General features: G+C 61.8%; 13 protein-coding genes. 7 read left to right on the top strand and 6 right to left on the bottom strand.

Annotation, left to right across the window (positions count from 1 at the left end):
* Positions 1-2: 2 nt before the first annotated feature.
* Positions 3-1,751, bottom strand: a complete 1,749-nt coding sequence (locus ACGKZZ_RS02740) for a heparinase II/III family protein (protein ID WP_411221896.1) — start codon at positions 1,749-1,751, stop codon at positions 3-5.
* Between the two features lie 85 nt (positions 1,752-1,836).
* A complete protein-coding gene (locus tag ACGKZZ_RS02735) occupies positions 1,837-3,105 on the bottom strand; it encodes an RsmB/NOP family class I SAM-dependent RNA methyltransferase (RefSeq protein WP_411221895.1) in 1,269 nt (422 codons plus the stop codon).
* A gap of 79 nt (positions 3,106-3,184) precedes the next feature.
* On the opposite strand from ACGKZZ_RS02735, the gene ACGKZZ_RS02730 reads away from it, so the two are divergent.
* Positions 3,185-3,367, top strand: a complete 183-nt coding sequence (locus ACGKZZ_RS02730; RefSeq protein ID WP_411221894.1) for a DUF1674 domain-containing protein — start codon at positions 3,185-3,187, stop codon at positions 3,365-3,367.
* Between the two features lie 5 nt (positions 3,368-3,372).
* Here the strand turns inward: ACGKZZ_RS02730 and ACGKZZ_RS02725 are convergent, their stop codons facing one another.
* Positions 3,373-3,735, bottom strand: coding sequence for a dihydrodipicolinate reductase (locus ACGKZZ_RS02725; RefSeq protein WP_411221893.1), 363 nt, complete (start codon positions 3,733-3,735; stop codon positions 3,373-3,375).
* A 72-nt stretch (positions 3,736-3,807) separates the two neighbouring features.
* Positions 3,808-4,626, bottom strand: a complete 819-nt coding sequence (dapB, locus tag ACGKZZ_RS02720) for a 4-hydroxy-tetrahydrodipicolinate reductase (RefSeq protein WP_411221892.1) — start codon at positions 4,624-4,626, stop codon at positions 3,808-3,810.
* Positions 4,627-4,710: 84 nt separating this feature from the next.
* Between dapB and rbfA the strand changes: the two genes are divergently transcribed.
* The 4 genes from rbfA (at position 4,711) to ACGKZZ_RS02700 (ending at position 8,030) form a co-directional block, all read left to right on the top strand.
* A complete protein-coding gene (gene rbfA / locus ACGKZZ_RS02715; RefSeq protein WP_411221891.1) occupies positions 4,711-5,106 on the top strand; it encodes a 30S ribosome-binding factor RbfA in 396 nt (131 codons plus the stop codon).
* A complete protein-coding gene (locus ACGKZZ_RS02710) occupies positions 5,093-5,848 on the top strand; it encodes a phosphodiester glycosidase family protein (protein WP_411221890.1) in 756 nt (251 codons plus the stop codon). Before rbfA ends, ACGKZZ_RS02710 begins: the two co-directional genes overlap by 14 nt.
* 66 nt (positions 5,849-5,914) lie before the next feature.
* Positions 5,915-7,261, top strand: a complete 1,347-nt coding sequence (locus ACGKZZ_RS02705; RefSeq protein ID WP_411221889.1) for a TldD/PmbA family protein — start codon at positions 5,915-5,917, stop codon at positions 7,259-7,261.
* The gene (locus tag ACGKZZ_RS02700; RefSeq protein WP_411221888.1) at positions 7,248-8,030 is read left to right on the top strand and encodes a 3'(2'),5'-bisphosphate nucleotidase CysQ; all 783 of its coding nucleotides are present in this window, start codon (positions 7,248-7,250) and stop codon (positions 8,028-8,030) included. Before ACGKZZ_RS02705 ends, ACGKZZ_RS02700 begins: the two co-directional genes overlap by 14 nt.
* 27 nt (positions 8,031-8,057) lie before the next feature.
* On the opposite strand, the gene ACGKZZ_RS02695 is transcribed toward ACGKZZ_RS02700, so the two are convergent.
* Positions 8,058-8,762, bottom strand: coding sequence for a winged helix-turn-helix domain-containing protein (locus ACGKZZ_RS02695; RefSeq protein WP_411221887.1), 705 nt, complete (start codon positions 8,760-8,762; stop codon positions 8,058-8,060).
* A complete protein-coding gene (locus ACGKZZ_RS02690; RefSeq protein ID WP_411221886.1) occupies positions 8,734-9,135 on the bottom strand; it encodes a hypothetical protein in 402 nt (133 codons plus the stop codon). The genes ACGKZZ_RS02695 and ACGKZZ_RS02690 overlap by 29 nt, the downstream gene beginning before the upstream one ends.
* Positions 9,136-9,204: 69 nt before the next feature.
* Here ACGKZZ_RS02690 and ACGKZZ_RS02685 point away from each other — a divergent pair, with 69 nt between their 5' ends.
* Together ACGKZZ_RS02685 and ACGKZZ_RS02680 are read left to right on the top strand one after the other, a co-directional pair.
* The gene (locus tag ACGKZZ_RS02685) at positions 9,205-9,684 is read left to right on the top strand and encodes a hypothetical protein (RefSeq protein WP_411221885.1); all 480 of its coding nucleotides are present in this window, start codon (positions 9,205-9,207) and stop codon (positions 9,682-9,684) included.
* A 211-nt stretch (positions 9,685-9,895) separates the two neighbouring features.
* Entirely contained in the window at positions 9,896-11,647 is a 1,752-nt protein-coding gene (locus ACGKZZ_RS02680; RefSeq protein ID WP_411221884.1) for an autotransporter assembly complex protein TamA, read from the top strand.
* Position 11,648 lies beyond the last annotated feature (1 nt).

The following is an 11,648-nucleotide window of genomic DNA, read 5'->3' as shown; positions in this document are numbered from 1 at the left end:
GTTCAAGTCAGCAGGTTCACATCGTCCTGAACAAGGTCCCTGACCGCGATGGCGGTGTCCTGAGCCTTCGCCAACGACCAGCGAACGCGCGTCGCATACTCTATTGCGCGGCCAGATAAAACGATCTGTTTCGTCGCGCGGGGGCGAAGACGGCCTTTTTCAAGAAACACCGACGGTTCCAACGACAATTCGCAGGCCGCATCAAAGCGAAACACCCAGATCTCGCCACTGCGCAGGGCCATTGAAACCGCAGTGCCGTTCATGTCGATGGCACTGTCGACCTCGGGGTGCAGGTGAAAGCGGATATCGAACGGCACACCCGTCAAACGGCTGGCCTCGAGCTTGTCATTGAACCGCCCCTTGTCGGTTGCATCCAGTGCCACGAGCAGGTCTTCTCCGACAATGCCGCGCCCGTCGAACGTCAACTCGAGGATCCGCGCATGAGTGAGGCCGTGCGTACGCAGATAGCCGTCATGCCCGCCCTCGAACCGTATCCCGTCAGAAGCTCGCGACATCTCGGTCGGCACGCCCTTCGGCACATCGTCCAGCAATTCACGCTCGACCGGCCCCATGCGGGATTTCTCGCCCAGCCGCGCGCTGGAATAGCCGTCAAGACAGAGTGTCGAATGCGACGGTGTGGCACGCCCGGCACGGCGCCAGTCCTCGCCAAAGCTGGCGCCCGATCCGCAATTCACGATCAGCGGGCGACGGCCCGAGGTCAATTCAAACGCCAACGTCGAGGCATGGGCATTGAAGCTTGCCATACCGGTGGGCGGGGCGGCTGCGTCGATGATCATCGTGGTCCGCCCCGCAGAGAGCCGCGCATAGCCCATGGCAAGATCCTGCGCGACCTGCGCCTTGACCCCGGCAGCGGCCAAAGCGGTATCCAGCCGCCCTTCCGCGCCGCGTCCACCGCCGTGAAAGCGCGCCAGCCCGCCATCGGCGTGACGCAGCGCACGCAAGGTCGGCACGATCTTGGCAATGGCCTCGAGATGCGTCAGTTCCGGTGACCGGCCCGCATCATGCAACACATCGCGCGCCCAGATCAGCAGCGTACACACTTCCATCAGTTCCTCGGGGTTGCGGGTCGGAATGCCGCCCGCTTCGCTGACCTGTCGCGCGCATTCCTGCCCAAGCGCGCGGATCGCAGGATCGGCTTGCGCTTCCATCCCTTGCAGCGACAAGCCGGCAGAGATCAGGCCGGTCAGCGCCTCAAAGCGCGGCAATCCGGGGGTCGAGCTGTGCCAGCGTCGGTTCAGAAATATCGTCTGCTGCGCGATCGAGCGGAAAAACGCATGCGATTGCTCGGGCGTCGAACCGCCCAGAACGAAAATTGCGTGATGCAGCCAGCGGATCACCCGCCGCCCCGCCAGTTCCGGCGTCCAGCCGGGGCCCGAGCCGTTGCCGTAGTGTTCAATCCAGTCAAACAGCCATTTCTGAGCCTTCTGCCGGGTCGCTGGCTCGCCAACGCTGGCCATGTCGTCAAGCCAGACAAAGCCGTGTATCTCCTCGACGAACGCGTCGTCAGGCGGCGTGATGTCCCACAGCGACGCTCCCGGCGCTTCGACCAGATGACCGGCGAACAAAAGGTTCCCCGCTGTCAGCTGCCGCCCGCGTGCAAACGATCCGACTGTGCGGGGTTCGGGCTGTCCGACAAAGGCAGTCGCCGGTTTGACGCGCGCCGACAACCGTGCGTGAACACGGTTCAAAAGCCGGGTTTGCGCCCTTTTTACGGCGTCCAGTCGAAACATTTGCTCTGCCTCTGGCTTGCATTTGCGCAAGCATTCTTATGCTCCAAGCATAGCTTTCCAATGACTTTGAGTCACGCCGCAATCTTCACACGGGCGACGACCCGCCTTTGCGGCGCAGGAGCGCCATGTAAAATCCGTCCATGCCGCCGGCATCGGGCCAATAGTCGGGCCGCAACCGCACACCGCCCTCCGGGCTGATCCAGTCGGGCTCGAGGCCCGGCGCTTCGGGTGGCAGGATCTCCAGATCGTCGGTCTGGGACAGCAGCCACTTGATCTGGTCCTCGCCTTCCTCGCGCAACAGGCTACAGGTGCAATAGACCATCCGACCGTACGGTTGGAGACGCTCGACCGTACGTTTCAAAAGAGCGCGTTGCAGCGCGACAAGGTCGGTGATGCTGGTCTGGGTCTTGACACAGGGCAGATCGGGATGCCGCCGGATCGTCCCTGTGGCGGTGCAAGGCGCATCCAGCAAAATCGCGTCGAACGCGTCTGCCTCGTAGGTCAGCGCGTCCGCCGTAACGGCCTCTGCCGACAATCTGGTGCGAGTCAGGTTTTCCGAGAGTCGCGCCATGCGCGGCGCCGATATGTCAAGCGCGGTGACATGTGCGCCCTTGGCGGCAAGCTGCATCGTCTTGCCGCCCGGTGCCGCGCATATGTCGAGCACGCGCTGGTCTTTGACATCTCCCAGCAATTGAACCGGGATCGCGGCGGCGGCATCCTGAACCCACCAGTCCCCGGTTTCAAACCCCGGCAAAGCCGAAAGCTGACCGCGAGCCGACAGTCGCACAGACCCGGTGGGAAGCACGACACCACCCAGCTTTTCCGCCCACCCTTCGGCATCTTCCTTGACCGACAGGTCGACAGGCGGCGGCACGGCATGGGCGCGCTCGATCGCGGTGACGACGGGTTTACTCCACGCCTTGACCAGTTTTGGGCGCAGCCATTTGGGCAGCATGGTGTCGGGCGCGTTGTTCCACGCCTCGGCGTCGAGCGCGGTGATCTTGCGCAACACGGCGTTCACAAGCCCCTTCATCGGCGCGGTTTTCTTGTTGCGTCCAGCCAGCTTTACGGCCTCGTTCACCACGCCATGCGCCGCGCCGCCGGTCATGAATTCGACCGTGGCCATGCGCAGCAGGTTCATCACCCGCAGCGGAGGCTGGCGTTGAAGGAGCGGCGTCAGAAGATGGTCAGCGCGGCCCAGATAGCGCAGCGTCTCCGTCATCAGCCGTTGCGCGGTGGCGCGTTCGGGGGGCGTCAGGTCCTCCCACAGCTGATCGCCGGTCACTTCGGACAACATACGGCCTTCGCCGATGATCTGGCTCAATCCGTCAAGGGCAACTAAGCGGGGTGACATACAGGGTTCCTCGGCAAGGCCGGGGTTGTCCCGGACCGGATCGCGCGTATATCAAAGGTCAAAGATATGGAAGACCACGATGAGCTCTGAAATCGACCCGACCCTTCCCGCAGCCGCCCAACGCGCCTTGGCCGAGGCCGAAGCACGCCGCAAGGAAGCGGCGAGTCAACCGCCTCTGCCAAAGGAACTTGGTGGCCGTGACGGGCCGGAGCCCGTGCGCTATGGTGACTGGGAAAAGGGTGGTCTGGCGATCGACTTTTAAGCCACTTAACGCAAGGTGAAATTGGCGGCGTCGCCCGTGCCCTTGTCGGCGGTAAAGCGCATCGCCCGACCGTCTGCGCGGACCTCTTGGCAATTATAGCCAAGATCGTCTCCGCCCCAGTTGAGATCGCGGCAGAAATAGCCGTCTTTCCAATCCCAGCGCCCGGTCACATCCCAGCCCGCTCCGCGCCCTGCAATTGCGCCATCTGCGCCAACGCGAAGTTTGACAAAGGCGCGCGACAGGGTCTTGCCCTGAACGAGCTGCACAAATTCCGATTTGCTGTCGATCCGCTTCATCTCGGCAGCAGCACTCTGCGGCGTCAAAGTTGAAACAAGCGCGATCGCGGCGATGACTGCGCGGTGTGGCATGGAACCCTCTCAACACGTCTGGTATTAAAGGGTACGCGTGTGCCGCCGTGTCAGATCACATCAATTTCCGGCTTAATCTTCTGACAGACCAAGCACGTCGAGCATGTCGTAATCGCCCGGCGCCTTGTCCTGACCCCAAAGGGCTGCCTTGAGCGCGCCACGGGCAAACAGCGCGCGGTCGCTGGCGACATGGCGCAGGATGATCCGTTCGCCCTGTGCTGCAAACATCACATCATGTTCGCCGACAATATCGCCACCGCGCACGGCGCTGAACCCGATATCGCCGCGTGTGCGTGCGCCGGTCAGTCCGTCACGCCCGCTGTCGGACACCTCGCGAAGATCGACACCGCGCCCCGTCGCCGCCGCCTCGCCCAGCATCAGCGCGGTGCCCGAGGGGGCATCAACCTTCTGGTTGTGATGGTATTCGATCACTTCGATATCGAAATCCTCGTCGAGCGCCGCCGCGACCTTGCGGGTCAGCACAGTCAAGAGATTGACGCCCAGGCTCATGTTGCCGGCGCGAACGACAACCGCATGACGCGATGCGGCTTTGATCTTCTTAAGATCGTCATCGCTCAGGCCGGTGGTTCCGATCACATGCACGGCACGCGCCTGTGCGGCCAGCTCGGCATAGGCGACGGTGGCGGCGGGGGCCGTGAAGTCGATGACCGCCTGCGCGCGAGCAAAGCAATCGAGCGGATCGTCAGCGACCAGCACGCCAATCGACGCTCCGCCCATCGCGCTGCCGACATCCTGACCGATCCAGTCATGGCCTGCGCGCTCGACCGCTCCGGCAAGATACATCTTGGGATGTTTGGCGATTTCGGACACCAACATCTGCCCCATGCGCCCGGACACTCCGGTGACAACAACGCCGATTTCTTCGCTCATGATCCGCTCCGGTCAAGGATTTTTGTCTCAATAGCGGTTGGCCGGATGCTTGGCAAAGGCCGTCGGACGGCTTATGTGCCGGATATGGCAAAAAACCGATCTCATTCCTCGGACGGCCCCAGCACGCGCCAATTGCGTGTGGGCGAATTGATCCGACGCACCCTGTCAGATGTACTGGCACGCGGCGACATTCACGACCCCGACCTCAACCGCTATTCGATCACCGTGGGCGAGGTGCGCGTGTCGCCTGATCTCAAGATCGCGACGGCATTTGTCGTGCCGCTTGGCGGCAAGGGGCAGGATGACGTTCTGGAGTTGCTGGACCGCAATCGCGGAGAGCTGCGCCGGATCGTGTCTAAAAACCTGACGCTGAAACATTCTCCCGAACTTCGTTTCCGACTGGACGACACGTTCGACCGGATGGACGACACGCGCCGGATGTTCGAACAAGACGATGTACGCAGAGATGTCGAAAGCTAGGCTCGCACTGGCGGTCTGGGCATGTGTGACGACGCTTGCAACGTTTGTGCAAGCCGATGTCGCGTGCGAGAACCGCAGCTTTGAGGGGTTGCGTTATACCGCTTGCAGTGTCGATCCTCGCGAAGACACCCTTCGCCTGTTCCTGGACGCGCCGTCGGGTGAACGCTTTGGTCAGTTCACGTCGATCGACCGCGCGCTGACGCAAGACGGCCAAAAGCTGACCTTCGCGATGAATGGCGGAATGTATCACGACGACCGTGCGCCGGTCGGTCATTACGTCGAGGATGGCCAGGAGCTCATGCGGGTGATTCCCAACGCGGGGCCGGGCAATTTTGGCCTGTTGCCCAACGGCGTGTTCTGTATCCGCGACGGTCGCGCCGACGTGATCGAGACACTGACATACGAAGCAGCGCGCCCGGAGTGCACCCATGCCACGCAGTCCGGCCCGATGCTGGTGGTCGATGGAGAACTGCATCCACGCTTTCTGCCCGACAGCACTTCGCGCTATATTCGCAACGGTGTCGGAACATCGGCTGATGGAACGCGCGTTGTGTTCGCGATCTCGGACCAGCCGGTGACGTTTCATGAATTTGGCCGCATTTTTCGCGATGACCTGAAGCTGCCGCAAGCCTTGTTCCTCGACGGCAACGTCTCGCGGCTCTACGCGCCGCAGTTGAAACGGTCGGATTTTGGCCGTTGGCTTGGGCCGATCATCGGCGTGGTCGAGGATCTGCCGCAGTAGCAGGGTTGCGGCGCGGGGTAGCGCGCTCTACCTCTCATTCATCGCCCAAACCCCACCGGAGGCCCCATGACCGACACGCTTGACCATCTGACGCAAAGCCTTTTGCAGCGTGCCGCCAAGGCCGGAGCGGACGCCGCCGACGTGCTGGCCGTGCGCGGCAGCGCGACGTCAATCGACGTGCGGAACGGGGTTCTGGAACAGGCGGAGCGCTCGGAATCCACCGATATCGGCTTGCGGGTTTTTGTCGGACAGAGGGTGGCGAACGTGTCATCATCGGATGTGCGCGACGCAAGCCTTGCCATCATGGCCGAGCGCGCGGTGGCGATGGCCAGGGAAGCGCCGGAAGACCCGTATGTCGGGCTGGCTGATCCGAGCCAGTTGGCCGATGTGCGCGATGGCCGCGACCTTGAGCTTTACGATGCGACGGACGAACCGACGCCAGCGGAACTGGAGACCGACGCACGCTCTGCCGAAAGCGCCGCGTTGGCGGTGAACGGGATCACGCAGGTCTCGTCTGCCTCTGCGGGCTATGGTTGGCAGGACATACACCTTGCGGCAAGCAACGGGTTCAGCGGCGGTTACCGGCGCACGTCGCGGCACACGTCCTGCGTGGCGATCGCCGGGACCGGCACTGGAATGGAGCGTGATCACGACGCTGACCAGCGAATTTTCCAAGGCGATTTGCGCACACCGCAAGAGATCGGGCGCACCGCCGCAGAGCGCGCGCTGGAGAGGATGGCACCGCGCAAACCCAAGACCGGCGCCTACCCGGTGCTGTTTGACGAGCGGATTTCTTCAAGCCTCATCGGACATCTGTTGGCGGCGATCAACGGCGTCTCGATCGCGCGGCGCTCGTCATGGGCGCTTGATTTGCTGGGGCAGGACGTCCTTCCAAGCGGGCTGTCATTGACTGAGAACCCGCACCGCATGCGGGTTGCCGGATCGCGCCCGTTTGATGCCGAGGGGCTGGCAACGCAGTCCCGCGACATCGTGAAAGATGGTATCCTGACCGGTTGGACGCTGGATCTGGCCACCGCGCGCAAGCTGGAACTTGCGCCAACCGCGAATGCGGCGCGCAGCACATCCGGCGGGCCATCGCCCAGCGTATCGAACGTGGCGCTTACGCAAGGGGCGCACTCGCGCGATGATTTGATTGCGCAAATGGGCACCGGGCTTGTCGTGACCTCGATGATCGGATCGACGATCAACCCGAACACAGGCGATTATTCTCGTGGCGCGGCCGGGTTCTGGGTGGAGAATGGCACCGTGGCCTATCCGGTCAGCGGGGTGACGATCGCCGGAAATCTGCGCGACATGCTGCGCCGGATTACACCGGCCAACGACGCGCGGAAGTGGTTGAGCCGCGTGGTGCCATCCGTCTTGGTCGAAGGACTGACCCTTGCCGGAGAGTGACCTGCGTCTTTTGATCGACGCCGCCAAAGCGGCTGGAGAGATTGCCTTGCGCGAGAAGGCGCGCGGTCTGGATATCGAGGACAAGCCCGACGACGCCGGTCCGGTCACGCAAGCGGATTACGCCGTTGACGCGGCGTTGCGCGAAGAATTGACGGCAGCGCGGCCCGGTTACGGCTGGCTGAGCGAAGAGTCCGAGGACGATTTGAAACGGCTGAATACCGAGCGTGTGTTCATAGTCGACCCCATTGATGGCACGCGCAGCTTTATCAAAGGTGAACGGACCTGGGCGCATTCGCTTGCAATTGTCGAAAATGGTATCGTCACGGCAGGCGTCGTTTACCTGCCGGAAATGAACCTGCTCTATTCTGCCGAAACGTCGAAAGGGGCGTTTTGCAATGATGCGCAGGTACGTGTTTCAAATGATGTTGATGTGGATCACGCGCGTGTTCTGGCCACCAGGCCGAACATGGATTCCGCGCATTGGCGCGGCGCTGCGCCGCAGTTCACGCGCTCACATCGTCCGTCGCTGGCGTACCGGCTGTGCCTGGTGGCACAAGGGCGCTATGATGCGATGTTGACGCTTCGGCCAAGCTGGGAATGGGATATTGCCGCGGGCGCGCTGATCATGTCAGAGGCGGGTGCGACGGTAACCGACCGGCGCGGCGCGGCGCTCGTGTTCAACAATCCGGTGCCGCAAACGCAAGGGGTGCTTGGTGCACGATCTGCGTTGCACTCACAGATCACCAGCGGGCTGGTCTATTCAAAATAGAGCGCGCTGCCACGGCGGTCGCGGCTGCTAAAGAACTTCGATCACCTCTTTGTCGATGGCGAGCATATAGCCGCGCCGCGCGATGTTCTTGATCAGCAATTCGCTGACAAGTTGGTTGCCCAGCCCGTCCCGCAGCCGCTTGATCCGTGTAGCGCCAGCGGCCTCGTCGCAATCGCTTTCGATCCGCCCGGAAATAATCGCCTCGATCTGCGCGCCCGACAGAAGCTCGTCATCAAGGCGTGCTTCTGCCAGAATCGCCAGCGTTTCCATCATCGCTTCGGTGAGTTTGAACCCCATCGTGTTGAGATAGACAGTGTTCTCCTCGCGGCTGACGATCAGGGAACTCACCTGTATGCCCGACCGCTCGATCTGCGCCATGCGCCGGTTGAGCGTCACCAGCATCACAAGAAACAGCAAGGCCGCGACGAGCAATGCGGTGGCGAAGACCAGCAATACGAAGATGGTTGTTCGATACCCGGCCAGCGTATCCGAAAAAGCAGTGCCGGACTGGGCGAGGATCTCGAGCAGCTTGACCTCTGCCTGAGAGGTGAGGTCATCGTTTTCGACAAAGATCCGCTCGACCCGCATGTTGAACGCGTTGGCATCGGGCAAGGTGAGCACGAGCAGCACGCCCGCCAGTGCCAGAAGAGCAACAATCGCCGCGATGCCGATCGCCACGATGCGGGTGCCCGAGCGGCGCGCCTCAGTAACGGAGGAAGTGCTGTCCGGCACTGTCTTTCCTTTCGGCAAGCCCGTTTTCGTCAAACACCGATACCACGTTCAACAGCGTCCAGCCGGCCTGTTCAAGTCTCGAGGCTAGCTGGCGCCTGGCGGCATCGACACTACAGGGCGCAGTGATTTCAGCCACACCATAATGCAACCGAAACGGGGCGTCCTGCTTGGCCTTGTAGTCAGCGTAACACTCCGCCTGAGCACTGGCCGGGCCAATCAACGTGGCGAAAAGGAAAAATGCGAGAATGCGGGTCATGCTGTCAACCTGCGAGGTTCGCGCGTGAAGTTCAATAACATCCACGCGGTTATCCGATAACCACACCCCGATATTGCCTGTCCTTTCGATGTCGACCGAACTGGAACCTGCGGGCATGGGCTAACCCCGGCCCGTGCGGAAAAAGCGTCACTATTGACGCTGAACCTCAGGAAAGGAACTCAGATCATGTCACGCAAATTCATTGGAGTTGTTCTGGCAATCTCAACCACAATAGCCGGGATCGGCGCTGCGCCGGCAAACGCGGCATCAAATGAGGATGTTGCACGAATTTTGGGTGCAGCAGCCACAGTCTTTATCATTGGCAAAGCCATTGAAAACGCGCGCGACGATGACCGCGACAAGAAAAAGAAGAAGGCAAAGCACTATGATCGCACGCCACACGTGATCCACCGTGACCGCCACATTCCCAAGGTTGTCCCCCGCTCTCGCAACCGTGCCGCTGCGCTGCCGAGGCAATGCGTGCGCCAGATCGAAGGCGGGCGGGTCAATCGCGTGGTGATGGCCCCGTGCCTCAAGCGAAACTATCGCAGTGCGCGTGCCTTGCCCAAACGTTGCCAAATGGCTGTCGAGACGCGCCGCGGCACGCAGCGTGCCTATGCGCTGCCCTGCCTTCGGGATCGCGGCTACACCGTTGCGCGGCGATAAGGGAAAACACTGCCTTTTGGAAACTCGTCTGCTGTCCTTCGCCTCGGTCGACCTATCGTCGGGCGATGCAGCGGGCGCTTCCAAATTGTGATCGCCGTGTGGCGGAACCCGTTTGCGCGATGATTCGTTCGCCTGCTATAACAACAAGAGATTTCAAGCGGGGTAGAGGCATATGATCGGGCTGAAACGCACTATTTTGTGCGCGTCACTTATGGTGGTTCCTGTGATGGGCCCGGCGCAGGATCTTGATCTGGATGTGAACGGTGGCGGCGATGAGTTGCGCAGCGAGTTGAAAAACGCGATGTCGCTGATCGAACTTCTCGACGGCGAAAACCCGACACCGCAATCCCTGCTGGCTGGCGCGCAAGCCGATTATGCGCGCATCCTTGCTGCGCTCTATAGTGTCGGTCGCTTTGGCCCCGTGGTTTCGATCAAGATCGACGGTCAGGAAGCCGCCGGCATTTCGCCGTTCGAGGCTCCCCGCGCGATCAGCAAGATCCATGTCGTTGTCGACCCCGGCCCAAGGTTCCGGTTCGGCAAGGCCGAGATTGCGCCATTGGCCGAGGGTACGGAGATTCCCGACACGTTTCGATCCGGCGCTCGTGCCGGCACTGCCCCCATTCGCAACGCGGTCAGCGCCGGTGTCACAAGATGGCGCGAGGTTGGCCATGCCAAGGCGCAGCTTGATCGACAAGAGATCAAGGCGATTCACCCGAAACAGCAACTGGATGTGCGCCTTGATCTTGCGCCCGGCCCGCGTCTGCGATTCGGAGATATCGTGGTCACCGGAAATGACGGAGTGCGCCGCACACGGATTCGCGAGATTGCCGGCATCCCTCAAGGGACCGTGTTCGATCCCGAAGAAATCTCGGATGCAGAGCGCCGTTTGCGCCAGACCGGCGTCTTCAGTTCGGTCGCCATTGCCGAGGCAGACACGCCCAACGCCGATGGCACTCTTGATCTGGCATTGCAGGTGGTCGAGCAAAAGCCGCGACGCTTCGGCTTTGGCGCTGAAGTGTCGACCGATGATGGCGGAAGGCTAAGTGCGTTCTGGCTGCATCGAAACCTGTTTGGCGGTGCAGAGCGGCTTCGTGTCGAAGGCCAGGTGGCCGGGATCGGGACCGACGAGGATGAGTTGGATTACGCGCTCAACCTGACCTACGGGCGGCCTGCCACGTTTACGCCGGACACCGAATTCTTCCTGACCGCCGGAATCGAGCGGCTGAACGAACCGGGATATGTCAGCAATCAGGCCAACATCGGCGCCGGACTGACGCATCGTTTTTCCGATGAGTTGAGCGGCACATTCGCGTTGGGGTATCGCTACATTGATACCGAAGATGCGTTCGGTGACAGGCAGTTCTCGCTATTGACCGCGATGGTTGGCGCGACTTACGACACCCGCGACAACACGCTGAACCCGACTGAAGGGTTCTATCTCTCGGCCACGGGAACGCCATTTCTCGGGCTCGACGACACCGAAAGCGGGCTGCTCTTTACGTCCGACGCGCGAACCTATTTCGGGTTCGGAGCGGATGACCGCTTCGTTCTCGCCGGCCGGGCACAAATCGGAACGGTCTGGGGGCCGAGCCCGTCCGAGACTGTCCCCGATTACCTGTTCTACTCGGGAGGTGGCGGCACGGTGCGGGGGCAACCCTATCAATCGCTGGGGGTGACCACATCGTCGAGCGATTTCACCGGCGGGCAAAGCTTTGCTGCTGCATCGGCAGAACTGCGTGCCAAGGTGGGTGAGAAAATCGGGCTGGTCGGCTTTTACGATGCGGGCTTCATCACCGAGGACAACAGCTTTTCCGGCGATAGTGACTGGCACGCCGGCGCTGGCGTCGGTCTTCGCTACGACACAGGCATCGGCCCTATCCGGGTCGATGTCGCGACGCCAGTAACCGGAGACGATGCGGGACAAAGCGTTGAGCTTTACATCGGTATAGGACAGGCATTCTGAT

Source organism: Marivita sp. S2033, assembly GCF_046592965.1.
Taxonomy (GTDB): domain Bacteria; phylum Pseudomonadota; class Alphaproteobacteria; order Rhodobacterales; family Rhodobacteraceae; genus Marivita.
The sequence above is the reverse complement of the archived record's forward strand: the minus strand, read 5'-3'. Positions and strand labels throughout refer to the sequence as shown.

Coding starts and splice junctions, on each gene's coding strand:
- ACGKZZ_RS02740 (WP_411221896.1), bottom strand. CDS start 1,751: ATGTTTCGACTGGACGCCGTAAAAAGGGCGCAAACCCGGCTTTTGAAC.
- ACGKZZ_RS02735 (WP_411221895.1), bottom strand. CDS start 3,105: ATGTCACCCCGCTTAGTTGCCCTTGACGGATTGAGCCAGATCATCGGC.
- ACGKZZ_RS02730 (WP_411221894.1), top strand. CDS start 3,185: ATGAGCTCTGAAATCGACCCGACCCTTCCCGCAGCCGCCCAACGCGCC.
- ACGKZZ_RS02725 (WP_411221893.1), bottom strand. CDS start 3,735: ATGCCACACCGCGCAGTCATCGCCGCGATCGCGCTTGTTTCAACTTTG.
- dapB (WP_411221892.1), bottom strand. CDS start 4,626: ATGAGCGAAGAAATCGGCGTTGTTGTCACCGGAGTGTCCGGGCGCATG.
- rbfA (WP_411221891.1), top strand. CDS start 4,711: ATGGCAAAAAACCGATCTCATTCCTCGGACGGCCCCAGCACGCGCCAA.
- ACGKZZ_RS02710 (WP_411221890.1), top strand. CDS start 5,093: ATGTCGAAAGCTAGGCTCGCACTGGCGGTCTGGGCATGTGTGACGACG.
- ACGKZZ_RS02705 (WP_411221889.1), top strand. CDS start 5,915: ATGACCGACACGCTTGACCATCTGACGCAAAGCCTTTTGCAGCGTGCC.
- ACGKZZ_RS02690 (WP_411221886.1), bottom strand. CDS start 9,135: ATGCCCGCAGGTTCCAGTTCGGTCGACATCGAAAGGACAGGCAATATC.
- ACGKZZ_RS02685 (WP_411221885.1), top strand. CDS start 9,205: ATGTCACGCAAATTCATTGGAGTTGTTCTGGCAATCTCAACCACAATA.
- ACGKZZ_RS02680 (WP_411221884.1), top strand. CDS start 9,896: ATGGTGGTTCCTGTGATGGGCCCGGCGCAGGATCTTGATCTGGATGTG.